Annotated in this window: 19 protein-coding genes; 9 read left to right on the top strand and 10 right to left on the bottom strand. The window is 71.8% G+C overall.

The annotated features are described in order from the left end of the window. Window positions 1-5: 5 nt before the first annotated feature. The 7 genes from ACGFRB_RS10060 to ACGFRB_RS10030 all read left to right on the top strand — a co-directional run bounded on the left by ACGFRB_RS10060 (window position 6) and on the right by ACGFRB_RS10030 (window position 6,844). Window positions 6-419, top strand: a complete 414-nt coding sequence (locus ACGFRB_RS10060) for a roadblock/LC7 domain-containing protein (protein ID WP_030496942.1) — start codon at window positions 6-8, stop codon at window positions 417-419. Window positions 420-562: 143 nt separating this feature from the next. Continuing rightward, the gene (locus tag ACGFRB_RS10055) at window positions 563-970 is read left to right on the top strand and encodes a DUF742 domain-containing protein (protein ID WP_363000947.1); all 408 of its coding nucleotides are present in this window, start codon (window positions 563-565) and stop codon (window positions 968-970) included. Then, complete coding sequence (locus tag ACGFRB_RS10050) at window positions 951-1,544, top strand: ATP/GTP-binding protein (RefSeq protein WP_363000949.1); 594 nt, start codon at window positions 951-953, stop codon at window positions 1,542-1,544. Before ACGFRB_RS10055 ends, ACGFRB_RS10050 begins: the two co-directional genes overlap by 20 nt. 348 nt (window positions 1,545-1,892) lie before the next feature. After that, complete coding sequence (locus tag ACGFRB_RS10045) at window positions 1,893-5,180, top strand: nitrate- and nitrite sensing domain-containing protein (RefSeq protein ID WP_393241332.1); 3,288 nt, start codon at window positions 1,893-1,895, stop codon at window positions 5,178-5,180. Between the two features lie 10 nt (window positions 5,181-5,190). Continuing rightward, entirely contained in the window at window positions 5,191-5,604 is a 414-nt protein-coding gene (locus tag ACGFRB_RS10040) for a roadblock/LC7 domain-containing protein (RefSeq protein ID WP_359880845.1), read from the top strand. Window positions 5,605-5,697: 93 nt separating this feature from the next. Then, the gene (locus tag ACGFRB_RS10035) at window positions 5,698-6,282 is read left to right on the top strand and encodes a DUF742 domain-containing protein (protein WP_363000953.1); all 585 of its coding nucleotides are present in this window, start codon (window positions 5,698-5,700) and stop codon (window positions 6,280-6,282) included. Next, window positions 6,263-6,844, top strand: coding sequence for an ATP/GTP-binding protein (locus ACGFRB_RS10030; protein WP_393241329.1), 582 nt, complete (start codon window positions 6,263-6,265; stop codon window positions 6,842-6,844). The genes ACGFRB_RS10035 and ACGFRB_RS10030 overlap by 20 nt, the downstream gene beginning before the upstream one ends. A 291-nt stretch (window positions 6,845-7,135) precedes the next feature. On the opposite strand, the gene ACGFRB_RS10025 is transcribed toward ACGFRB_RS10030, so the two are convergent. The 4 genes from ACGFRB_RS10025 to ACGFRB_RS10010 all read right to left on the bottom strand — a co-directional run bounded on the left by ACGFRB_RS10025 (window position 7,136) and on the right by ACGFRB_RS10010 (window position 12,294). Next, entirely contained in the window at window positions 7,136-7,339 is a 204-nt protein-coding gene (locus tag ACGFRB_RS10025; RefSeq protein WP_363000955.1) for an acyl-CoA carboxylase epsilon subunit, read from the bottom strand. A gap of 16 nt (window positions 7,340-7,355) precedes the next feature. After that, window positions 7,356-8,939 (bottom strand): acyl-CoA carboxylase subunit beta, encoded by a 1,584-nt coding sequence (locus ACGFRB_RS10020; RefSeq protein ID WP_393241326.1) that lies wholly within the window; start codon window positions 8,937-8,939, stop codon window positions 7,356-7,358. Between the two features lie 143 nt (window positions 8,940-9,082). Continuing rightward, window positions 9,083-11,587, bottom strand: a complete 2,505-nt coding sequence (locus ACGFRB_RS10015; protein ID WP_393241323.1) for a polysaccharide lyase 8 family protein — start codon at window positions 11,585-11,587, stop codon at window positions 9,083-9,085. Window positions 11,588-11,784: 197 nt separating this feature from the next. Then, on the bottom strand, window positions 11,785-12,294 hold the full coding sequence (locus ACGFRB_RS10010) for a hypothetical protein (protein ID WP_363000961.1): 510 nt from the start codon (window positions 12,292-12,294) through the stop codon (window positions 11,785-11,787). 239 nt (window positions 12,295-12,533) lie between these two features. Here ACGFRB_RS10010 and ACGFRB_RS10005 point away from each other — a divergent pair, with 239 nt between their 5' ends. Further along, window positions 12,534-13,151, top strand: coding sequence for a YceI family protein (locus tag ACGFRB_RS10005; protein ID WP_363000963.1), 618 nt, complete (start codon window positions 12,534-12,536; stop codon window positions 13,149-13,151). Between the two features lie 272 nt (window positions 13,152-13,423). On the opposite strand, the gene ACGFRB_RS10000 is transcribed toward ACGFRB_RS10005, so the two are convergent. From ACGFRB_RS10000 to ACGFRB_RS09990, 3 genes are all read right to left on the bottom strand, one after another. After that, window positions 13,424-14,698 (bottom strand): MFS transporter, encoded by a 1,275-nt coding sequence (locus ACGFRB_RS10000; protein WP_393241318.1) that lies wholly within the window; start codon window positions 14,696-14,698, stop codon window positions 13,424-13,426. Window positions 14,699-14,854: 156 nt separating this feature from the next. Next, the gene (locus tag ACGFRB_RS09995) at window positions 14,855-15,340 is read right to left on the bottom strand and encodes an Rrf2 family transcriptional regulator (protein WP_363000967.1); all 486 of its coding nucleotides are present in this window, start codon (window positions 15,338-15,340) and stop codon (window positions 14,855-14,857) included. A 176-nt stretch (window positions 15,341-15,516) separates the two neighbouring features. After that, complete coding sequence (locus ACGFRB_RS09990; RefSeq protein WP_393241315.1) at window positions 15,517-16,671, bottom strand: serine hydrolase domain-containing protein; 1,155 nt, start codon at window positions 16,669-16,671, stop codon at window positions 15,517-15,519. A 218-nt stretch (window positions 16,672-16,889) separates the two neighbouring features. Here ACGFRB_RS09990 and dnaN point away from each other — a divergent pair, with 218 nt between their 5' ends. Beyond that, window positions 16,890-18,041, top strand: coding sequence for a DNA polymerase III subunit beta (gene dnaN, locus ACGFRB_RS09985; protein ID WP_393241312.1), 1,152 nt, complete (start codon window positions 16,890-16,892; stop codon window positions 18,039-18,041). Window positions 18,042-18,320: 279 nt separating this feature from the next. Here dnaN and ACGFRB_RS09980 read toward each other — a convergent pair whose 3' ends face one another. The 3 genes from ACGFRB_RS09980 to ACGFRB_RS09970 form a co-directional block, all read right to left on the bottom strand. Next, on the bottom strand, window positions 18,321-19,682 hold the full coding sequence (locus ACGFRB_RS09980) for a hypothetical protein (protein ID WP_393241309.1): 1,362 nt from the start codon (window positions 19,680-19,682) through the stop codon (window positions 18,321-18,323). Window positions 19,683-19,865: 183 nt separating this feature from the next. Then, window positions 19,866-21,497: a citramalate synthase gene (gene cimA, locus ACGFRB_RS09975; protein ID WP_363000975.1), complete on the bottom strand. Its 1,632-nt coding sequence runs from the start codon at window positions 21,495-21,497 to the stop codon at window positions 19,866-19,868. Between the two features lie 287 nt (window positions 21,498-21,784). Then, window positions 21,785-23,179, bottom strand: coding sequence for an MFS transporter (locus ACGFRB_RS09970; RefSeq protein WP_393241306.1), 1,395 nt, complete (start codon window positions 23,177-23,179; stop codon window positions 21,785-21,787). Window positions 23,180-23,188: the final 9 nt, after the last annotated feature.

The raw sequence follows: 23,188 nt of genomic DNA, 5'->3' as shown, positions 1-23,188 counted from the left end.
GCGCGATGAGCCAGGCGGCGCAGAATCTGAACTGGTTGATCACCAATTTCGTGGACAACACCCCCGGGGTGTCCCACACGGTGGTGGTCTCCGCCGACGGACTGCTCCTTGCCATGTCCGAAGGGTTCCCCCGCGACCGTGCCGATCAGCTCGCGGCGGTCGCGTCCGGACTGACCTCGCTGACCGCGGGGGCGTCTCGGATCTTCGAGGGCGGACCGGTCGCCCAGACCGTGGTGGAGATGGAGCGCGGCTTCCTCTTCCTGATGTCGGTCTCGGACGGCTCCTCGCTGGCCGTACTGGCGCACCCCGAGTGCGACATCGGCCTCGTGGGCTACGAGATGGCGCTCCTCGTGGACCGGGCGGGCTCCGTGCTCACCCCGGATCTGCGGGCCGAGCTCCAGGGCAGCTTGCTCCACTAGCGATCACACCCGTCCGTACCGATACGACCGCGGCGGTGCGCCCCTCCGCACCGCACCGGACCGTTCACCGTCCGGCCGCCCCACCCGGCCCCCCACCGGCCCCATCAGACGGCAGTGCGTCTGCCGTCACGCCCGGAGGATTCATGACCCCGCCCCCCGCCTCTCACGATCCGTACGGCACATCGCTCGACGATCCGTACGGCTTTGAAGGCGACCAGCCGCTGGTTCGTCCGTACGCGATGACCGGCGGCCGGACCCGGCCGCGTTACCAGCTCGCCATCGAGGCGCTGGTCAGCACCACGGCCGACCCGGCACACATGGCCACCCTGCTCCCCGAGCACCAGCGGATATGCCACCTGTGCCGCGAGGTGAAGTCGGTGGCCGAGGTCTCGGCCCTGCTGTCGATGCCGCTCGGCGTGGCCCGCATCCTCGTGGCCGACCTGGCCGAGGCGGGTCTGGTGGCCATCCACCAGCCGGGCAACGGAGAGGCCGGCGGCACGCCGGACGTGACACTGCTGGAAAGGGTGCTCAGTGGACTTCGCAAGCTCTAGTGGCGGTGCCGCCGCTCCGGCGGCCCGTTCGACCACCAGCGCGAAGATCGTGGTGGCGGGTGGCTTCGGCGTGGGCAAGACCACGTTCGTGGGCGCCGTCTCCGAGATCAACCCGCTGCGGACCGAGGCCGTCATGACGTCCGCCTCGGCGGGCATCGACGACCTGACGCACACGGGGTCGAAGTCCACCACGACGGTGGCGATGGACTTCGGCCGCATCACGCTGGACCAGGACCTGATCCTGTATCTGTTCGGTACGCCGGGTCAGGACCGTTTCTGGTTCATGTGGGACGACCTGGTGCGCGGCGCGATCGGCGCCGTGGTGCTGGTGGACACCCGCCGGCTGGCGGACTGTTTCCCGGCCGTGGACTACTTCGAGAACTCGGGTCTGCCGTTCGTCATCGCGCTCAACGGCTTCGACGGGCAGCAGCCGTACGCTCCCGAAGAGGTCCGCGAGGCGCTCCAGATCGGGCCCGACACCCCGATCATCACCACCGACGCCCGCCACCGCGCGGACGCCAAGAGCGCCCTCATCACCCTGGTCGAACACGCTCTGATGGCGCGTCTGAAATAGCGGAAGCCAAGTGGAAGCCGCCATACGGAAGTTGCCGTGGAGGCGGGGAAGAGAGGCTGTGTCCTTCGACACGGCCACCCTCTCGTTCATAACGTTTCGACAGAGAATTGGGGCGCTGCGGACACCCGACGCATACGTTCGGTACCGCTGCGCTCACACGAGCCCCGCCTTTTGGCGGGGCTCGTTCTTTATGCCCGTTTTATCTCTGGCGGGACGCACGAAAACCGGTTGCTCCGCACTGTTTGGATACGGCCCCCTTCACGTGCTGGAATTCATGAACTCCCGAGTAGTACGGCCCTGAACGAAAGACCCGGCACAACGTAGGTGCCGACGCCGAGAGGTTGTCGAGTGAGGCGAAGCAAGGAAAGCTCCGCGGAGCAACAGACGCGGGGCAACTTCACACCGCCGTCGCGTACGGCCGTGTCGCCACCGGACGAACCCGCGCCCCCGGCCCCGCGCCGTACGGGCAGCACCAGCAAGCTGTCGCCGCGCAACTGGCGCGTGCCCACCCGGCTGAACGCCATCCTCCTCATCCCCGTGCTCGTCGGACTGGTCATGGGCGGCTTCCAGGTGAAGTCCTCCATGGACACCTGGCAGGAAGCACAGGACGCCGAGAAGACCGCGCGCATCGTGGGCGCCGCCGCGGAGTACGGACAGGCCCTCCTCGACGAGCGCGACCTCACCGCCGAACCGCTGCTGAAGGCGAACAGCCCCGAGGACCGGTCCGCCCCCGCCATCACCAAGGCGTACGCGGCCACCGACGCCGCCAAGCAGAAGTTCGACCGGACCGTCGCGGACATGCCGGGCGGCGAGCGCATGCAGCGCCGTCTCAACCTCTTCCGCAAGGCGGAGCCCAAGCTCCAGGAACTGCGCAAGATCGCGTACACCCGGGCCCTCGACCCCGTCGACACCCAGGTGGGTTACACCGAGGTCCAGCACTACCTGCTGGAGTTCGCCAACGAACTCGGGCTGGGCACCGGAAACATCACCAGCTACGGCCGTACCGTCTACGCCCTCCAGCTCGCCAAGGGCGCCGAGTCGCTCCAGCGCTCGATCGGCACCCAGCTGCTCGTCCGTCCCAGTAAGAAGGAGGACGTGTTCGCGCAGCAGTCGGTTGCCTTCCACTCGTACAACTATCTGGAGCAGATCGCCCTCGGCGAGTACACCTCCGGCGGCACCCAGGCCGACATGGACCGGCTCATGGAGGTCATGGCCGGCAAGTCCGCCGAGGGCGCCAAGAAGATGGCCGCGCGCGGCATCGATCTGCCCAAGGGTTCCGGCAAGGACACCTCCGTCTTCGCGGGCATGGCCGAGGCGATCGGCTCCGCCAAGGACGCCGACGGCATCGAGGAACTGAAGCAGCGGGGCATCACCGCCGACACCTGGATGGCCGTCGCCACCTCCAAGTTCGACGGTTACACCGAGGTCGAGAAGGAACTCGTCGACCGGGCCGTCACCGAGGCCGGGGACATCTCCTCCAGCGCCCGCACCGACGCCTTCGTCAACGGCGCCATCGTGCTGATCGCGCTGCTCGCCGCCTTCGTCATCGCCGGTCTGATGGCCCGCCAGATGAGCCGCTCGATGCGCGAGCTGCGCACCGCCGCCTTCGGCATCGCCGAGCAGCGGCTGCCGATGCTGGTCGACCAGCTCTCCCGGACCGAGCCGGGCCGGGTCGACACCCGGGTCCAGCCGATCCCGGTCGACACCCACGACGAGATCGGCGAGATCGCCCGCGCCTTCGACCAGGTGCACCGCGAGGCCGTCCGGCTCGCCGCCGAGCAGGCCATGCTCCGGGGCAACGTCAACGCGATCTTCACCAACCTCTCGCGCCGCAACCAGTCGCTGATCGAGGGCCAGCTGAGCCTCATCACCGACCTGGAGAACAACGAGGCCGACCCGGACCAGCTGTCGTCGCTGTTCAAGCTCGACCACCTGGCCACCCGTATGCGCCGCAACGGCGAGAACCTCCTGGTCCTCGCCGGCGAGGAGCCGGGCCGCCGCTGGGACCAGCCGGTCCCGCTGGTCGACGTGATGCGCGCCGCCGCCTCCGAGGTGGAGCAGTACGAGCGCGTCGACCTCGAAGGCGTACCGGAGGCCGAGATCCACGGCCAGGCCGTGACCGACCTCGTGCACCTGCTCGCCGAGCTCCTGGAGAACGCCACCACGTTCTCCTCCCCGCAGACCAAGGTCCGGGTGACCGCGACCCGGCTGCCCGACGGCCGGGTGATGGTCGAGATCCACGACAAGGGCATCGGCCTGACCGCCGAGGACTTCGCGGACATCAACCACAAGCTGGCCAACCCGCCGACCGTGGACGCCGCCGTCTCGCAGCGCATGGGTCTGTTCGTGGTCGGCCGGCTCGCCGACCGGCACGGCATCCGGGTCCAGCTGCGCCCCTCGGGCGAGCAGGCCGGCACCACCTCGCTGGTCATGCTGCCGGACGCGATCACCCACGGTGGTGGCGGCGAGGCGCAGTCCCCGCACGACGACTTCACCGTCTCGCAGATGATCCCGGAGCAGGCGCAGCCCGCGTTCGACCCGCAGTCGCAGCCGATGCGCACCGCGGCCGAACTCGGCTTCGACGACTCGCGGTACGAGGAGCCGGGCGAGGGCCGGCGGATGGACCCGGTGGGCCGTTCGCTGATGCGCGAGGAGCGCCGGGCCGCGCTGGAAGCCCAGATGCACCAGGCCGACGGCCGCCCGCTGTTCCGCGACGAGCTGGACCCCTCGGCCGCCCCGCAGGGGTACGTACCGCAGGAGCACGAGCAGGCCTACGCCTCGGAGTACCCCTCGGGCTATCCGCAGGCGCAGGAAGGTTACGCCTACCCGCAGCAGGCCCCGCAGGCCCCTCAGATACAGCAGAGCCAGCAGATACCGCAGGGGCAGCCGGTACCGCAGGAATACGCGGGTCACGAGGGCTACGAGGGTTACGAGCAGCCCGCGGAGGTCTACGGGACCCCGCAGATCCAGCCGAACCAGCCGTATGCGGAAGCCTCGTACGACGGCGGCACGACCGGGCACACGGGATACGACAACACCTTCGAATCCCAGGCCCACCAGGGTGAGTGGCAGCAGCAGCCCGGCTACGGCGAGGGTTACGCACAGGAGTTCGGGACGGAATCGGAATCCGGCCGTCTCGCTCCCGAACCGGACGCCGAGCGCGTAGGCTTCGACCGTCCGGGTCCCGCGTCGAGTCCCGCCCCGGACGCCGGCCACGCACTGACCGACGCCGGTCTGCCGCGCCGCGGCGGTGCCGCCCCCCAGGCGGCGCAGACCCCGCAGGCGGCCCAGCCCGCGCGTCCGGCCGGTGAGGCCGGCGGCGACAACGAAGCCGAAGGTCCCGACGACTGGCGCTCGGCGAACGACGAGCGCTGGCAGCGGGCCGAGAAGCTCCGCGACCCGAAGGCGGGGGGAGTCACCTCCTCCGGTCTTCCGCGACGGGTCCCCAAGGCCAACCTGGTCGAGGGCACCGCGGAGCACACCCCGCAGGGCGGCCCCCAGGTCTCCCGCGCACCCGAGGACGTGCGGGGCAGGTTGAGCAACCTGCGCCGCGGTGTCCAGCAGGGACGCACCGCGGGGACGGACACGAACGGATCGGGCCTCGGCCCGGGTAGTACCTACAACCAGGAGCGTTAGTGTGAGCCCGATGAGCCAGGCGGCGCAGAATCTGAACTGGTTGATCACCAACTTCGTGGACAACACCCCCGGGGTGTCCCACACCGTGGTGGTCTCCGCCGACGGACTGCTCCTCGCCATGTCCGAAGGGTTCCCCCGCGACCGTGCCGACCAGCTCGCGGCCGTCGCCTCCGGACTGACCTCGCTGACCGCGGGCGCGTCCCGGATCTTCGAGGGCGGTGCGGTCAACCAGACCGTGGTGGAGATGGAGCGCGGCTTCCTCTTCATCATGTCCATCTCGGACGGCTCCTCGCTGGCCGTGCTCTCCCACCCCGAGTCCGACATCGGCCTCGTGGGCTACGAGATGGCACTGCTCGTGGACCGCGCGGGCGGCGTGCTGACCCCCGACCTGCGGGCGGAACTCCAGGGAAGTCTGCTCAACTGACAGACGAACAGTGCGTTTCTGGCCACCGCACCGTAGGGTGCGGTGGCGCGGTACCACGGGACATGGCACCGCGAAGCGGTAGGAGGAGGAGACGTGGGCACACCCCCGGGCGCGAGCCCCTACAACGGATATGACGCGCGACAGGCGCCATTCGGCGACAACGCGCGGAACCCGTACGGCTTTTCTTCCACGCCGAACAGAGACGCCACCGCCCCGCCGCCGCCCTACCGGCAGCCGCACCACGCCCAGGGTGGCCCTTCAGGGCCGTCCGCGCAGGGCGGTCGGGGCGGGCAGGGCGGTTACGGAGGTCAGGGCGGCACGAGGGCGACGGGCGGGCACAACCCGCTGGTCCGCCCGTACGCGATGACCGGCGGCCGGACCAGGCCGCGTTACCAGCTCGCCATCGAGGCGCTGGTCAGTACGACGGCCGATCCGGCCCGGTTGCAGGGGCAGTTGCCCGAGCACCAGCGGATCTGCCGGCTGTGCTTCGAGATCAAGTCGGTGGCGGAGATCTCGGCCCTGCTCTCGATCCCCCTCGGCGTCGCCCGGATTCTCGTCGCCGACCTGGCGGAGGCCGGACTTGTCGCCATCCACCAGCCCGGCGGCGACGAGACCGCCGGTGGACAGCCAGACGTGACACTGCTCGAAAGGGTGCTCAGTGGACTTCGCAAGCTCTAGCGGCGGCGCGGCCCGTTCAACCACCAGCGCGAAGATCGTGGTGGCGGGTGGCTTCGGCGTGGGCAAGACCACGTTCGTGGGCGCCGTCTCCGAGATCAATCCGCTGCGTACCGAGGCCGTCATGACGTCCGCGTCGGCGGGCATCGACGACCTGACGCACACGGGCGACAAGAAGACGACCACCGTCGCCATGGACTTCGGCCGTATCACCCTGGACCAGGACCTGATCCTGTATCTGTTCGGTACGCCGGGTCAGGACCGTTTCTGGTTCATGTGGGACGACCTGGTGCGCGGCGCGATCGGCGCCGTGGTGCTCGTCGACACCCGCCGGCTGGCCGACTGCTTCCCCGCGGTCGACTACTTCGAGAACTCGGGTCTGCCGTTCGTCATCGCGCTCAACGGCTTCGACGGGCAGCAGCCGTACGCTCCCGAAGAGGTCCGCGAGGCGCTCCAGATCGGGCCCGACACCCCGATCATCACCACCGACGCCCGCCACCGCGCGGACGCCAAGAGCGCCCTCATCACGCTCGTCGAGCACGCGCTGATGGCACGCCTGCGGTAGGCGGACGCGCCACAAAGCCCCACAGGGTGCCCCAGGGCCCCGTACACGGTCGCTCCGGCCGTGTGCGGGGCCCTTCGCCGTGGCCGCCGCCGTCCGGCCGTGCCGTCCGTGCCGTCTCCGCCCGCTCGGCCGGTTTCCGGCTTGCCCGTACGCCGGCTTGCCCGTACGCCCGTACGGCCCGTACGCGCGCGTGCCGTACGACAGCGAGGGCCCCCTGCTCCCGGGTGGGAGCAGGGGGCCCTCGGTGCGTGCTGGGTGCGTGTGCGGCCCGTCGGTGGCCGCGTCCGCGGGTCAGCGCCAGCTGTGCGGGGCGCGGAAGCCGCCCTCACGCTCCAGACGGCGCCAGCCGACCGGGGTACGGCCGGCCGCGTAGGCCGGCTCTGCGGGGCGGGCGGTGGCGCGGGCGAGCAGGATCGCGGTCAGGGCGGCCAGCTCCTCGGGCTCGGCGTGGCCCTTCTCGACGCGGAAAAGGTTGGCTGTGGCGGGCGTGGTCACTTTCGGTGCGCTCCTCTTACTGAGGCGGGTTGCCGTGCTTGCGGGACGGCAGGTCGGCGTGCTTGGTGCGGAGCATCGCGAGGGACTTGATCAGCACCTCGCGGGTCTCGGCCGGGTCGATGACGTCGTCGACGAGACCGCGCTCCGCGGCGTAGTACGGGTGCATCAGCTCGGCCTTGTACTCCTTGACCATGCGGACGCGCATGGCCTCGGAGTCCTCGGCCTCGGCGATCTGGCGCCGGAAGATGACGTTGGCGGCGCCTTCGGCACCCATCACCGCGATCTCGTTGGTGGGCCAGGCGTAGGTCAGGTCGGCACCGATGGACTGGGAGTCCATGACGATGTACGCGCCGCCGTAGGCCTTGCGCAGGATCAGCGAGATCCGGGGCACGGTCGCGTTGCAGTACGCGTAGAGCAGCTTCGCGCCGTGCCGGATGATTCCACCGTGCTCCTGGTCGACACCGGGCAGGAAGCCGGGTACGTCCAAAAGAGTGATGATCGGAATATTGAAGGCATCGCACATCTGAACGAAGCGGGCGGCCTTCTCCGACGCCTCGATGTCGAGTACGCCGGCCAGCGTCTGCGGCTGGTTGGCGACGATCCCGACGACCTGGCCGTCGAACCGGGCCAGGGCGCAGACGATGTTGCGGGCCCAGCGCTCGTGGATCTCCAGGTAGTCGCCGTCGTCGACGAGCTCCTCGATCACCTTGTGCATGTCGTACGGGCGGTTGCCGTCGGCGGGCACCAGGTCGAGCAGCACGTCGGAGCGGCGGTCGGCCGGGTCCTCGGAGGCGACCGGCGGCGGGTTCTCGCGGTTGTTCTGCGGGAGCATCGACAGGAGGTAGCGCACCTCCGCGATGCAGGTCTCCTCGTCGTCGTACGCGAAGTGCGCCACGCCGGAGGTCTCGGCGTGCACGTCCGCGCCGCCCAGACCGTTCTGGGTGATCTCCTCGCCGGTGACCGCCTTGACGACGTCCGGACCGGTGATGAACATCTGCGAGGTCTCGCGGACCATGAAGACGAAGTCGGTCAGCGCCGGGCTGTAGGCGGCGCCGCCGGCGCACGGGCCGAGCATCACGCTGATCTGCGGGATGACACCGGACGCCTTGGTGTTGCGCTGGAAAATGCCGCCGTATCCGGCCAGCGCGGAGACGCCCTCCTGGATCCGGGCGCCCGCGCCGTCGTTCAGGGAGACCAGCGGGGCACCGGCCGCGATGGCCATGTCCATGATCTTGTGGATCTTGGTGGCGTGGGCCTCGCCCAGCGCACCGCCGAAGATCCGGAAGTCGTGCGCGTAGACGAAGACCGTCCGGCCCTCGACGGTGCCCCAGCCGGTGATGACACCGTCGGTGTACGGCTTCTTCGTCTCCAGGCCGAAGCCCTGCGCGCGGTGCCGGCGCAGCTGCTCGACCTCGTTGAAGGAACCGGGGTCCAGCAGCAGCTCCACCCGCTCGCGGGCCGTCAGCTTGCCCTTCGCGTGCTGGGCCTCGGTGGCGCGGTCGCTCGGGCCGCGCCGGGCCTGCTCGCGCAGCTCGTGCAGCTCCGCCACACGGCCACGGGCGTCGGCGGGCTCGCTCGGGGTCTGGTCCACAACGGTCATGTATCGACCCTACGAAGCGGGGCGAGAAAACCTCGCCGTCGACTCCGTACAGGTTCGTGTGTCGAATCCTGGTGGGGCTTGACAGAACCTTCGCCCCACCAGACCGAGTCGACAGCACAGGCCCCTGTGCGGTTGTGGGGTTCTCACAAGAGGAGCGTGCAGTGGTGGCCGACGCCCGCGCTCCCGGGGGTGATCCGGAGCCGTAGCCCGGACGGTCCGGCGGCCAGCACCTCCACCGTGTCGTCGTGCGCCCGGACCGCCCGTACCGGACGGTCCCAGGCGAGTTCGAAGGGGCGGCCGGTCCGCTCCGGCTCGCTCGCCGAGAGGGTCGCCGTGCCGCCCGTACGCCGCAGCAGGACGGCCGAGGGCGCGGTGACGGCCAGCCGTTCCACCGTACCGGCCCGCCAGAAGACGGCGGCGGTCAGTCCGAGGGAGGGGACGGCGACGGCCTGGCGGCCGGAGTCGTTGGCGAGGATGGCCGCCCAGTGCCGGTCGGCGGCCCGGGCGGCGAGGGTGCGCGGCGAGGCGCCGGGCATGAGCAGATAGGCGTACGAGGCGTCCACCGGGTCCGTGCCGTGGTCGAGCCACAGGGTCCGGTAGCGGCGGGTGCGACGCTCGGGGGAGCCGGCGGTGTTGATGTCGCTCCAGGCGCCGGCGCGGTCCTCGCTCAGGGTGTGCGGGCGGGTCGCGCGGCCGGAGCCGGTCGCGGGGCCGGAGCCGGTCGCGGGGCCCGTCGCGGCGCCGGGGAAGACCCAGCCGCCGTGGCCGTCGAGGTGGGCCCAGCCCTCCCCCGTCGTGAAGGCGGCGGTGCCCGCCTCGCCGAGGCAGCGATTGTCGACGATCGTCTCGACCGCCACCCCGTCGGTGGCGGTGATCCCGGCGCCGAGGCAGATGACGGCGTCGGCGGCGCAGAACCAGGACTTGCGGGCCTGGAGGGTGGAGCCGAGGCCCTTGAGGTGCTGGCCGATCGCGGCGAACTCGCCGTCGGTGACCCCGCCCACCCCGCGCGCGTCGGGCCGGGGCTCGCCCCATTCGCCGCCCGCGCGGTCGGCGAGGCGGCGGGTGGAGACGGTGGTGCCGGGCAGCCGGTAGGGGTCGACGGTGGGCCAGAACCAGTCGGTGTACTGATCGCCCTGGCCGGCGGTCCACCAGTACAGCATCCCGGCGCCGGTGTGCCAGCCGCGCGGGTTCTCGCCGTTGCCGCACTCGTAGTGGGCGATGCGGTCGGAGGCCATGGAGAGGTTCGCCGCCCAGCCGGGGCGGCGGTGCACGGCGCGTGCCATGGCGGGGAAGAACCGGTGGCCGGTCGGCTCGGGGGCGGCGGGGACCTCGGAGGCGGCGACGGCGTGCAGCCGGGCGAGGTCGGCGACGTCGAACTGGGGTGCGGTGAGGATCGGGGTGACGGTGTCGCGTGCGATCCAGCCCTTCACGCGCGCGTGCCAGCGGCTTCGCTCGGCGGGGCTCGCGCCGCCCGCGAGGAGGGCGATGGCGGCGATGAGGCCCTGGCCGTGGAAGTGGTCGGACCGCATGATCCGCCGCTCGTCGCTCTTCAGGTATCCGCGGCTGACGGCCCGGCCGTTGACGCTGTCCATCATCAGACCGTCGTAGATCAGTGGGGCATATGCCTGCTCGACGCTGTCGAGGATGATCTGCCGCTTCGGATCGGTCACGGCCCACCGGGAGTCGGCCAGGAGCGTGAAGAGCCGGCCGAGGCCGTCGAGCATCACCTGGCCGTACGTACCGGAGTAGGCGACCCAGGTGTGCTGGACGAAGGAGCCGTCGGCGTACAGGCCGTCGCCCTGGTCCACGTACGGGAAGACGGGCGAGAGCGCGTCACGGGCGAGGGCGATCTTGGCGGGCGCGGCACCGACGACCCCGCGGACCGCCACCGAGCGGCACAGGTCGACCCGGTTGGCGCCGGTGGAGGTGCCCGTGTACGCGCCGAGCGCGCTGTCGGGGACGAAGTGGTCGACGGCGGCGCAGGCGGCGGCGATCCGGTCGGCGCCGAGCAGCGGGTGGAGGGCGGCGACGAGGTCCATGAGCAGGCGCGGGGAGCCGATCTGCCACTCCCACCAGTTGCCGTAGGGGGTGGTGGCGGGGTGGTAGACCCGTTCGGCGAGGTGGTCGAGGCCGCGCAGGGTGCCGGCGAGCAGGCCGGGGTCGCCGGTGAGGCCGGTGCCGTCCTGGAGATACGCCCGGGTCATCGTCCACAGCCGGCCGTAGCTCTGGGTGATGCCGGACGGCGGGTCGAAGGGGCGGTCGGGCCACAGGGAGCCGGCGCCGGGCGCCATGGCGGCGCGGAACGCGCGGGCGAGGGTGCCGGTCTCGGCGAGCCGGGAGGCGTAGGGCTCGGCGTGCGCGTCGTAGCCGGAGCCGAGCTGGAGGTCCGCCCAGCGCAGGCGCAGCGTCTCGAACTCGTCCTCCGCGGCCTTGGCAGTGGTGGTCCGGGCCGGGGGGTGGGGATGATCCTGGGGCTGGGGCTGGGGCTGGGGCTGGGGCTGGGGCTGGGGCTGTGCATGGTGCCGGGGCCGGGGGTTCGCCCGGGCGTGCGGGGCGAGGGCGAGGGTCACCGCGGCGGCGGCAGTGGCGGTGGCGGTGGTCAGGAAGGTGCGGCGGGACCAGCCGTACGGGGTCGCGGGGACGGGCACGGGGACCTCCCGGAGGGGGCGGGGGCGAGGACCGGTCGGAACCCGGTTCTACAGCGGCCCTCCGGCTCGTTCAATGAGCACGGCGGCACGGGTGTGCCGCCGCACCGCCGTACCGCCGTGCTCGTCGCCGTGCCGTCCTGCCGCCGCGCTCGTCGCCGAGGGCCGCGGGGGCGGGGGGGTGGCGCGGGGGCGGGGGCTCAGCAACCGCCGCAGTTGTAGAAGGTCACGTCCCAGTGGTTGCCCTCGTCGGCGTAGAGGTTGCCGGCGCCGGACTGCCACTGCGGGTAACCGTCGCCGCGCAGACCGATGTAGGTGAAGGTGTTCTTCACGTAGTTGGTGAGGCAGGTGGCCTTGGCGAAGTCGAGCTTGTAGCCGTTCCAGTGCGAGTAGGTGCCGCTCGCGTGCCCGGTCTCGGTGCCGCCGGTGATGTTGAGGCCGCAGCCGCTGGAGCGCTTGAGGGTCTGGGCGCCCTGGGCGGTGGTGAGGTTGAGCTGGTCGAAGGACGTACAGCTGGAGTTGTTGCGGTCCGAGCAGCCACCGGACGAGGACCAGGTGATGCCGACGGAGTTGAACATCGAGACCGCGGTGGCCTGGGTGATCTTCGTGGCGGCCTGGGCGTCGGTGGCGGTGGCCATCACACCGAAGCCGGGGGCGAAGAGGGCGCCGCCGACGAGGGCGGTGGCGGTGAGGGCGGAGCGGAGTTTCACGGGGCCTCCTGCTGGGGAGCGGACCGGGGGGATCGGGCACGGGGTTGCCGATCGCACGGATGTGCGGATTGTCATGCGCACGACGAATGGTGCCGTAGATCCACGCGGATCCGCCAGGGGCTGGACACGCCGAAAACTCGGATGTTGAAAGTTGAACGGAATGCGGCTACAGTCATTCTCGTTGAAGGTTCAACAAAGCGCACCTCCCCCGCGCACCGTCCCCCCTCAAGGAGCACGCCATGGGTCTCTTCGGCCGCAAGAACACCGAGTCCGCCGCCACCACCGCCACCGCCACCCTCCCGGTCGACCCCGCGCTCGCCGCGCTCACCGGCGCGTACACGATCGACGCGGCCCACAGCAGCATCGGCTTCACCGTCCGCCACGCGATGGTCACCAACGTCCGCGGCACCTTCGCCGACCACGAGGGCACGCTGAACCTGCACGGCACGACCCCGGCCGAGTCCAGCGCCTCCATCGATGTGCGGATCGCCTCCATCGACACGGGCATCGCCGACCGTGACAACCACCTGCGCAGCGCGGACTTCTTCGACGCCGAGCAGTTCCCGCTGATGACCTTCCGGTCCACCGAGGCCGCGCACCTGGGCGGCGACACCTACCGCATCACGGGCGACCTCACCATCAAGGACGTCACCCGTCCGCTCTCCATCGACCTGGAGTTCAACGGCTCGGCCACCGACGTCTACGGCAACGAGCGCGTCGGCTTCGAGGGCTCGGCCACGATCCTGCGCTCCGACTGGGGCCTGACCTGGAACGCCGCCCTGGAGACCGGTGGCGTCATGGTCAGCGACAAGGTCAAGCTGAACTTCGACATCTCCGCCATCAAGAAGGCCGCCTGAGGCCACGCCCGGGGGATCCGTCCCGCGGCACCGCACGACCGAGCGCGCCCGTCTCCGCCCCTTGGCGGAAGGCGGGCGCTCGGCGTGGGGCGGCGCCCGCGGACGTCGGTCGGTGCGGGGCGGGGCCGGTCGGCGCGGGGCGGATCCCCGGGGGCGTGTTCCGTGATGGGCGTGTGCCGTGATGGGCGTGTGCCGTGGCGGGCGGCGGGCGTCCGGACGGCCTCTGCCCCGCTCCTTCGGGGAGCGGGGCAGAGGCGGGCGGGACGGTCGGGTCACTTGGCCGCGACGGCGGGGCCTGAGGTACCCGCGGCACCTGCGGGGCTTTCGGCAAGGGTCGGCGGGCCGGCCGGGCGGGTGCGGACATGGGAGACGCCCAGGAGGACCACGGCCACGGCGACACAGCCGGCCGCGACCAGGGCCAGGGCCGCCGGGCCGCCGCCGAGGGCGAGACCGCCGAGGACACCGGCGACCGCCTGACCCGCGTAGATGGCCGAGGAGTTGAGGGACAGGGCGATCGGACCGCGCGGCCCCGCCGCGGCGAGCAGCCGCTGCTGCTGGGCGGGGTTGAAGAGCCAGCCGATCAGTGACCAGGCGGCCAGCCCCGCGGACAGGGCGATCGCCGCCCCGATCCCCGGCCCGATCAGCCCGGCCATCAGTGCCATGCCCAGCGACGCGACGGTCAGTCCGCCCATGGAGATGGCCGCGACGCGGGTGGGCGGCATGTGGTCGATCATCCAGCCCGCGGCGAGGTTGGACACCACCGCGGCGACGCCGGAGATCAGATAGATCACGGTCAGCATGCCGCCATGGACCCCGGCCGCACGGTCGAAGAACCAGGCGAGGTAGCCGAAGAGGACGAACACCCCGCACATGGCCAGCGCCGTGGCCAGCAGGGTGGACGGGACACCGCGGACCTTGGCGACGGCGACGCGCTGCCGGAGGGAGGCGACACCCGGCGAGGGGATGTCGTCGAGGGTGCGCAGGATGCCCGCGAGGGCGATCGCTCCGATCACGGTGACCAGGGCGAAGGTGCCGCGCCAGCCCGCCGACTGTCCGACGAGGGTGCCGAGCGGTACGCCGAGCGCGTTGGCCATGGTGAGTCCGCCGAGCACCGCGGACAGGGCGCGGCCGCGTTCCTCGGGCGCGGAGACCGCCGCGGCGGCGGCCGTCGCGGCCGGCATGTAGACGGCGGCCGAGAGCGCGGCGATCACCCGGGCGGCCATCATCAGCGGGTAGCCGACGGCGACCGCCGCCAGCAGATTGGCCAGGACGAAGACGGTGAGCGAGCCGATGAGCACCTTCCGGCGGCTCACCCGCCCCGTCGCGACCGCGAGCACGGGGGCGCCGACGGCGTAGACCGCCGAGAAGACGGTGATCAGCAGTCCCGCCGTGCCCAGGGAGACACCGAGGCCGTCGCCCAGCTCCGGTAAGACGCCGCTGATGACGAAGGAGTCGGTACCGAGCGCGAAGGACCCCAGCGCCAGCAGAAGGACGGGTTTGCGGGCACTCCCGCCCGGCAGCAGGGCTCCCAGCGACAGTTTCGCCATGGTGCTCTCTCCTTGAGGCCGTGAAATCTGGATATTTTTTGTCTTGGTTTTGGACAGGGGAAGACCCTGGGGCCAGGGCTGTCCGTTCGGACGCGCACCCGGGCACCCGGCGGGTTCAGCCAGTCGAGTTCGGCCGGGTTCCGCCGGGTCGCACGTTCAGGCGTCGGCGAACCAGCGGCGGGTGCGGGTCGCCACGTCCGCGGCGTGGTGCTGGGCCTCCTCGGCGAGGTCGGCCAGCGTGGTGCCGGCCAGTTCCCGGCGCCACGTCAGTTCAGCGCGGCGCATGGAGTGGGAGATCACGCAGGCCCGGCGGCCGGAACCGCCCATCACCGCGTCACCCGGCCCCTGGTTGCGGATGTTCAGACAGCGGAAGGCCGGATCGGGGCCCTCGACCGCCGTGACGACGTCCAGCAGCGAGATCTCGTCCGGGCGCCGGGCGAGGCGGAACCCGCCGCGCTTGCCCGGCGTGGAGCCGAGGATCCCCGCACGGGCCAGCGCCTGGAGATGCTTGTTGAGGTACGCGGGAGCCAGGTCGTGGAACTCGGCCAGCCGGGCGGTCGGCACCGGGCGGTCCTCCTCGGCCAGCCAGACCAGGTCGAGGCAGCAGTGCAGCGCCCATTCCACTCCGTGACTCATCCTCATATCCGGATGTTAAATGTCCAGGATCGACGGCGGCAAGTGGCCCTGGCGGGAGGGGAGTTCTCGCGGAGGTCAGGGGCGGCGGGCCGGCGGTGGCATCCGGCGCTCGGGCCCCGGGTGTCCCGCCGGGCGCATCGCCGGGCATGCCGGCCCGCCCCCGGCCCGCCCCCGGACCGGCCTCACCCGGCGACCTCGTCGGCGGCGCGCGCCACCGCGCGGATCAGCCGGTTGTTCTCCAGGGCGCCGGGGCCGCCGAGGAAGGCGAAACGGCGGCGGGCGTAGCTGTAGGAGAGCGCGCGGGACGGATCCGCGAAGGCCTGGCTGCCGGGCACACCGCTGTGGCCGATGGCGGTCGGGCCCAGCTCGGGGTGGCGGGTGGCGAGCGGGACGAAGCCCAGGCCGAACGCGTTGTGCTCGCCGGTGACCAGGTCCTTGCCCGAGGAGTGGACGCGGGAGACCTCGGCGAGCGTGCCGGGGGCGAGCAGCGGCGGGCGGCCGTCGAGTTCGCCCGCGACCGCCGCGTACACCCGGGCGAGTCCCCGCGCGCTGCCGACGCCACCGGCGGAGAGCGGGGAGGCGGCCCGTACGGCGCGCGTGTTGCCGTACGCGACCGCGTCGAAGGGCGGGTCGGCGTGCTGCCCGAAGGCGAGGTCGAGGAGGCTGTCCGGCCCGCCCTTGCCGGCCCTCAGGAAGGCCGCCTGGGCGGGGGACAGAACCAGCGGCAGCGCCGTACGGAAACGCGGTTCCAACTCCTCGGGCAGGCCCAGGTGGTAGTCGATGCCGTACGGGGCGCGGATCCGCTCCTCGTAATGCTCGTGGACCGTCCGGCCGGTGGCCCGCACGACCACCTCGCCGGCCAGCGCGCCGAAGGTGAGCGCGTGATAGCCGTGGCCGGAGCCGGGCTCCCAGTACGGGCGGTGGGCGGCGAGCCGGGCGGCCGCGGCGCGGTCGTCGGTGAGCTCGGCGGGGGTGAAGCCGCCTTCGACGCCGATGACCCCGGAGCGGTGCGCGAGCAGTTCGCGCAGGGTCAGACGTTCCTTGCCCTCGGCGGCGAACTCGGGCCACCAGGAGACCACTTCACGGTCCGGGTCGAGTACGCCGTCCTGGACGAGAAGGGCGACGACGAGGGCCGTCACGCCCTTGGAGGAGGAGTAGAGGGCAAGCAAGGAGTCTCCGTCGACGCCGTCACCACCCCAGAGGTCGACGACCTGACGGCCCCGGTGGTAGACGGCGAGCTGCGCGCCGCCGTCGCGGGCCTCGGCCGCCGCGACGGTCGCGAACGCCTCCCGTACGGACTCGAATCCGGCCGCCACCGTCCCGTGCACCTCGGTCATGTCCCCGCTCCCCCTTGGTCCGTTCCCGGTCTCGAACAGCGGAACGATCAACTGCGTTGCCGGATTCCCGATGCTCGGGACCGGTTCTCAGGAGGGAGTCCGGTCCGACGACAGGAAGGACGAAGGACACGGCCACGTCCGGATCTCGGCTTGGGGCGGCCGGAGTTGCGGGCCGGCGTGCGGCGTGATTGTCAGTGGTGGTCGTTAGCGTCGGCGGAATGGAATTCCGCATCGACAGCGCCGTTCTGACCGAGACCGTGGCCTGGGCCGCCCGCGTACTGCCCGCCCGCTCCCCCGTACCCGTCCTGGGCGGGCTGCTTCTGGAGGCGGCGGACGGGCGGCTTCGCGTCTCCGGGCTCGACTACGAGGCGTCCGCCCGGATCGAGGCCGGCGCCGAGGTCGCCCGGGACGGCCGGGCTCTGGTGCTCGGCCGTCGGCTTCTCGACATCTGCAAGGTGCTGCCGCACGGACCGGTGGAGTGCGCGATCGAGGGAGCCCGGCTCTCGGTGACGAGCGGCGAGGCCCGCTTCGGCCTCTCCCTGCTGCCGCTGGAGGACTATCCGGCCCCGCCCCTGCTGCCCGCCTGGCGCGGTGCGGTGGACGCGGACGCCTTCGCGGCGGCCGTCGGTCAGGTGGCGGTGGCGGCGGGCCGGGACGACTCGCTGCCGGTACTCACCGGCATCCGGCTCGCCCTGGACGGCACGACGATGACACTGGCCGCCACCGACCGCTACCGGTACGCGGTGCGCACCCTCGACTGGAAGCCGGAGGCGCCTGGGTCCGGAGGCGAGGCGGGGTCCGGGGAAGGGACGGGCAACATCGCCGATGTGGTGGTGCCGGCCCGTCGGCTGGTCGAGATCGCCCGGTCGCTCGCGGGCGCGGGTACGGTCCGGCTGGCCCTGGACGCGGGCTCGCTCGGTTTCGAGAGCGGTGGTCTGCGCACCACCACCCGCCTGCTCGACGGACGGCTGCCCCGGCACGACAAGCTCTTCGCGCTGGGCGAGCACGCGGTCGCGGTCACCGAGCGGGCGCCCTTGGTGGAGGCCGTGAAGCGGGTCGCGGTGGTCGCGGAGGGCGACAGCCCCGTGCAGCTCGCCTTCGACGGCACGACCGTGCACCTCCAGGCCGGATACGAGGACGACGTGGCCTCGCAGCGGCTGCCGGCCGTACTGACCGGCGCCGAGACGATGACGGTCGCCTTCAACCCGGGCTATCTGCTCGACGCACTCGCCTCCTTCGAGGCCCCGCAGCTGGGCCTGCGCCTTCTCGGCCCGGGCCAGCGTGCCCTGCTCACCGACGCCGCCGGCGCCGCCGACGTCGGGGCCGGATCCCACCGCCACCTGCTGATGTCCGTCAAGCCCCTGGTCTGAGGGGGCGGAGACCCGCCGGGCCCGAAGGACCCGCGGCACCGTCGGCAGAACTGGCGGGACCGGCGGTATCACCGGGGCTCCCGGGACGACGGTCCGCTGGGCTGCGGGAGCCGCCGGGGTCACCGGGACTGCCATAGGCCACGGACCGCAGAGGACGCCGGGTCCCCGGGACCGCCGGACAGACCGTCAGAATTACCGGGGCCGCGAAGGTCACCGGACGGCCGGGGTCACCAGAGCCGCCAGGCCCCAGGACCACCGGGCCCGCCGGGACCCCCGGCGTCAGAAGCCGCCGCCGAAGTCGCCTCCCCCGCCGAAGTCCCCGCCGCCCCCGAAGTCGCCGCCTCCGCCGAAGTCGCCCGATCCGAAGTCACCGGGGTCGAAGTCGGCGCCCGAGACGTCGCCGCCCTGGAAGCCCTGGAAGTCCCCGCCGCCGTACTCGGAGGCGTAGGCCGGGGTGGCGAGCATCGAGCCGAGCATGGTGCCGACCAGGAGGCCGGGCAGCATGCCGCCGCCGAAGTAGCCGCCGGCCCAGGGGCCGTAGGCCGGGCCCGCCTCCCAGTAGGGGCGGCGGCCGGCGTCGGTCTCGACCGTACGGGCCTGCGGGTCGAGACCGTCGTCGAGGCGGGCCGCGTCGGCGGCGCAGACCGGGACCTCGCGGGAGGCGCCGCCGGCCGGGGTCCAGGTGCGGTCCGCGACGGACGGGCCGTGGCGCGGGTCGAAGAAGCAGGGGGAGCGCCGCTCGGGCAGCGGCCGGCCCTCGCGCCGGGCGGCCAGCACGGCGAGCGCGAAGCGGCCGTCCTCCAGGGTCTCGGTGACCGGGCGCACCTCGCCCGGCCGGGTGGCGGCGGCCATCAGGGACTTCGACCGGTCGTAGGAGTCCAGGGCCCGTTCGTAGTCGGCGCGCATGGCATCGGTGGCGCCCGGCTCGCCGGGCTGGAAGTCGAGCCGGTCCAGTTCCTCGCCGAAGGCGGTGATGTCCTCGTCGACGACGACCCGCAGCCTGTCCAGCGCGGCCCGCTCCTCGGCCTCCTTGCGCAGCCGGTTGCGACGCGCGACCGCGTACACCCCGGCGCCGCCGGCCACGACCACCGCGCCCAGGCCTATCAGGGCGCCCGTCGGCACCCCGGAGTCGGTACCGGAGGCGCCCCAGGACGCGGGCGCGGAGCCGCGCAGGGTGGGCAGGGCCTGGTCGACGAAGTCGTTCAGTTCGGTCTTCGTGTCCACGCCGGGCTGTCGTGCGGCGGTGACGAGGTTGTGCACGGCGGTCTTCGAGATCACCGTGTGGTCGGCCTTGGCGTCGAAGCCGTCGCCGAGGCGTATCGCGTAGAGGCCGGTGATCCCCGTCCGGGTGCGCAGATTCGAGAAGAGGTCCTTCGGCGGGTACTGCTCGTTCGCGGGCAGCACGGCCACGAACAGCGGTTTGTCCGCGTCCTTGATCTTCTTCGCGAGCGCGTCCGCGTCGGCCTTGGACAGCTGCCCGGCCGCCGCCGGATCCACGTACACCGGCCCCTGGCGCAGGGCGGCGGCCACGTCGGCGACCCCGGCGGACCTGGCGCCCGCGGTGGGCGCCAGGAGCAGGAGCAGCAGAAACGGCAGGAGCAGCAGGCCGGTGAGCGCGGTCGCCGTCTGCCGGGTGGACATGGCCCTGATCCTCATGCCTCGACGCTACCCGAACGCAATCGAACGGGACATAGGGGATTTCCCTGAAAGGCGCCCCTGATTTCCCCGGAGACCCGCGGGTCCCGGCGACCGGAGATCCCTGATGTCCGGCGGCCGGCGGCCGGTGCCCCGGGCTTCCTCGCCCCGGGGCACCGGCCCCCTTGCTCACTCCGACGGTTCGACGCCCGCCCGCAGCAGCCCGTAGGTGTAAGCGTCCTCCAGGGCCTGCCAGGAGGCGGCGACGACGTTCGTGCCGACGCCGACCGTCCGCCACTCCCCGTTGCCGTCGGTGGAGGTGACGAGCACCCGGGTCGTCGACTCGGTGCTGTGGCGGCCCTCCAGGATGCGGACCTTGTAGTCGGTCAGCTCGACCTGCGCGAGCTGCGGATGGATCCGCTCCAGGGCGACCCGCATCGCCCGGTCGAGGGCGTTGACGGGACCGTTGCCCTCGGCGGTGGCGACGATGCGCTCGCCCTTGGCCCACAGCTTCACCGTGGCCTCGTTGGCGTGGGTGCCGTCCGGGCGGTCCTCGATGATGGCGCGCCAGGACTCCGTGCGGTAGTAGCGGCGCGGCCGGCCCTCGACCTCCTCGCGCAGCAGCAGTTCGAAGGAGGCGTCGGCGGCCTCGTACGTGTAGCCCTGGAGCTCGCGCTCCTTGACCCGGGCGACGACGCGGGCGACCAGTTCGCGGTCGCCGCCGAGGTCGACGCCCAGCTCCTTGCCCTTGAGCTCGATGGAGGCGCGGCCCGCCATATCGGAGACCAGCATCCGCATGGTGTTGCCGACCCGCTCGGGATCGATGTGCTGGTAGAGGTCGGGGTCGACCTTGATCGCGGAGGCGTGCAGCCCGGCCTTGTGGGCGAAGGCGGAGACGCCGACGTACGGCTGGTGGGTGGAGGGGGTGAGGTTGACGACCTCGGCGATGGCGTGCGAGATCCGGGTCATCTCGGCGAGCGCGCCATCGGGCAGCACCTTCTTGCCGTACTTGAGTTCGAGCGCCGCGACCACGGGGAAGAGGTTGGCGTTGCCGACCCGCTCGCCGTAGCCGTTGGCGGTGCACTGCACGTGCGTGGCACCGGCGTCGACAGCGGCGAGGGTGTTGGCGACGGCGCAGCCGGTGTCGTCCTGGGCGTGGATGCCGAGCCGGGCGCCGGTGTCGGCGAGGACGGTGGCGACGACGGCCTGGACCTGGGCGGGCAGCATGCCGCCGTTGGTGTCGCAGAGGATGACGACGTCGGCGCCGGCCTCGTGCGCGGTGCGGACGACGTCCTTGGCGTAGAGGGGGTTGGCCTTGTAGCCGTCGAAGAAATGCTCGCAGTCGACGAACACCCGGCGGCCCTGGGCGCGCAGGTGGGAGACGGTGTCGCGGACCATCTCCAGGTTCTCTTCCAGGGTGGTGCGCAGGGCCAGTTCGACGTGCCGGTCGTGCGATTTGGCGACCAGCGTGATCACCGGGGCGCCGGAGTCGAGCAGCGCCTTGACCTGCGGGTCCTCGGCGGCGGTGGAGCCGGCCCGGCGGGTGGCGCCGAAGGCGACGAGCTGGGCGTTCTTGAACGTGATCTCGCGCCGGGCGCGCGCGAAGAACTCGGTGTCGCGCGGGTTGGCGCCCGGCCAGCCGCCCTCGATGAAGCCGACGCCGAAGTCATCGAGATACCGCGCGATGGTCAGCTTGTCGGCGACGGTGAGGTTGATGCCCTCGCGCTGCGCGCCGTCGCGCAGCGTCGTGTCGAAGACGTGGAAGACGTCGCGGTCGTCGCGGACGGCGCTTCGGCCGTTCTCGCCGTTCTCCGTGGTCATGACGTGATGGCTCCTGTCGGATGTGGCTCCGGAAGGTCTGGATCCACTTGCCCCCATTCTCACGCGCGGTCCGTTTCGGCCTGTGATGGGGCTCTGAAAACGAAAAAACCCCTCGCGGGTGCGAGAGGTCTGCGCGCGGGTCTGGGGCACGATGGCCGCCGGCCGTGGGGATATACGGTCCCACGGCTCAGCGGTCACTGCGGACCGGCGCGCTGCTGCCGATAATCATCGTGGTAGCGAGCACGCCGGCAGTCTGCCACAGGCTCCGAGCGCTGTGGACGCCGATCTCACGATGCGGAATCGGCGGACGGGACCGGCTTCCCGGCCGGCCCCGCCGAAGCCCCCTCAGCCCCGGACCCGGACCCGGCGCCGGATCCCGACCCCGCCCCGGACCCCGCACCGGCTCCGGCCACCCGCCCCAGGTCGATGTCCCGGGTCTCGCGCATCGTCACGTACACGATCAGCGAGACGGCCGCGCAGCCCGCGACGTACCAGTAGTAGCCGGACTCCACGCCCGCGTCCTTGAACCACAGCGCCACGTACTCGGCGGTGCCGCCGAACAGCGCGTTGGCGATGGCGTACGGCAGGGCCACCCCGAGCGCGCGGATGCCGGTCGGGAACAGTTCGGCCTTCACGCACGCGTTGATGGAGGTGTACCCGGTGACGACGACGAGCGCGAGCAGCGACAGACCGAGGGCCGGCCAGAAGGAACCCGCGTGCTTCAGCATCGTCATGATCGGCACGGTGAGGAGGGTCGAGCCGACGGCGAAGGTGATGAGCAGCGGGCGCCGGCCGATCCGGTCGGAGAGCCGGCCGGCCAGCGGCTGCAGGCAGGCGAAGACGATCAGCGCGCAGAAGGAGACCAGGGTGGCGGTCCGCTTGGGCAGTCCGGCGGAGTTGGACAGGTACTTGGTGAGGTAGGTGGTGTACGTGTAGTAGGCCACGGTGCCGCCCATGGTGAGCGCGATCACGAGCAGCGCCTCGCGCTTGTGCGCCCACAGCGCCTTGATCGTGCCCTTCTCGCCACTGGCCACCCCGTCGTCCGCGGTCTCCTCGTACACCTCGGTCTCCAGCATGGTGCGCCGCAGGTAGAACACCACGGCCGCGCCGAGGGCGCCGACGATGAAGGGGATGCGCCAGCCCCAGCTGTGCAGGGTGTCGTCGGACATGGTGCGCTGGAGGATGATCTGGAGGCCGAGGCCGAGGATCTGGCCGGCGGTCATCGACACATACTGGAAGCTGGAGGCGAAGCCCCGGTGCTCGGGCGCGGACGCCTCGGTGAGGTACGTGGCGCTGGCGGCGTACTCGCCGCCCACCGACAGCCCCTGGAGGAGCCGGGCGACCAGGAGTACGGCGGCGCCGCCGTAACCGGCCACGCCGTACGTCGGGGCGACGGCGATGAGGACCGCCGAGGCGGACATCAGGGTGACGGTGAGGGTGAGGGCCGCCTTGCGGCCCTTGCGGTCACCGACCCGGCCGAGCAGCCAGCCGCCGACCGGCCGCATGAAGAAGCCGACGGCGAAGATGCCGGCGGTGTTCATGAGTTTGGCGGTGTCGTTGCCCTCGGGGAAGAACGCCCCCGCGAAGTACGTCGCGAAACTCGCGTACACGAACCAGTCGAACCACTCGACCATGTTGCCGGCGGAGCCGACCCAGATCTTCTTCCAGTGCTCTCGTCCCATGGCCCGACA

Source organism: Streptomyces sp. NPDC048718 (genome assembly GCF_043198875.1).
Taxonomy (GTDB): Bacteria; Actinomycetota; Actinomycetes; order Streptomycetales; family Streptomycetaceae; genus Streptomyces.
This window is presented reverse-complemented; position numbering and strand designations above follow the sequence as displayed.

What these genes read in the sequence shown, in the direction of transcription:
- ACGFRB_RS10000 (WP_393241318.1), bottom strand. Translation starts at nt 14,698, where the DNA reads ATGGCGAAACTGTCGCTGGGAGCCCTGCTGCCGGGCGGGAGTGCCCGC.
- ACGFRB_RS09995 (WP_363000967.1), bottom strand. Translation starts at nt 15,340, where the DNA reads ATGAGGATGAGTCACGGAGTGGAATGGGCGCTGCACTGCTGCCTCGAC.
- ACGFRB_RS09970 (WP_393241306.1), bottom strand. Translation starts at nt 23,179, where the DNA reads ATGGGACGAGAGCACTGGAAGAAGATCTGGGTCGGCTCCGCCGGCAAC.
- ACGFRB_RS09990 (WP_393241315.1), bottom strand. Translation starts at nt 16,671, where the DNA reads ATGACCGAGGTGCACGGGACGGTGGCGGCCGGATTCGAGTCCGTACGG.
- ACGFRB_RS10055 (WP_363000947.1), top strand. Translation starts at nt 563, where the DNA reads ATGACCCCGCCCCCCGCCTCTCACGATCCGTACGGCACATCGCTCGAC.
- ACGFRB_RS10005 (WP_363000963.1), top strand. Translation starts at nt 12,534, where the DNA reads ATGGGTCTCTTCGGCCGCAAGAACACCGAGTCCGCCGCCACCACCGCC.
- ACGFRB_RS10040 (WP_359880845.1), top strand. Translation starts at nt 5,191, where the DNA reads ATGAGCCAGGCGGCGCAGAATCTGAACTGGTTGATCACCAACTTCGTG.
- ACGFRB_RS10020 (WP_393241326.1), bottom strand. Translation starts at nt 8,939, where the DNA reads ATGACCGTTGTGGACCAGACCCCGAGCGAGCCCGCCGACGCCCGTGGC.
- cimA (WP_363000975.1), bottom strand. Translation starts at nt 21,497, where the DNA reads ATGACCACGGAGAACGGCGAGAACGGCCGAAGCGCCGTCCGCGACGAC.
- ACGFRB_RS10060 (WP_030496942.1), top strand. Translation starts at nt 6, where the DNA reads ATGAGCCAGGCGGCGCAGAATCTGAACTGGTTGATCACCAATTTCGTG.
- dnaN (WP_393241312.1), top strand. Translation starts at nt 16,890, where the DNA reads ATGGAATTCCGCATCGACAGCGCCGTTCTGACCGAGACCGTGGCCTGG.
- ACGFRB_RS09980 (WP_393241309.1), bottom strand. Translation starts at nt 19,682, where the DNA reads ATGTCCACCCGGCAGACGGCGACCGCGCTCACCGGCCTGCTGCTCCTG.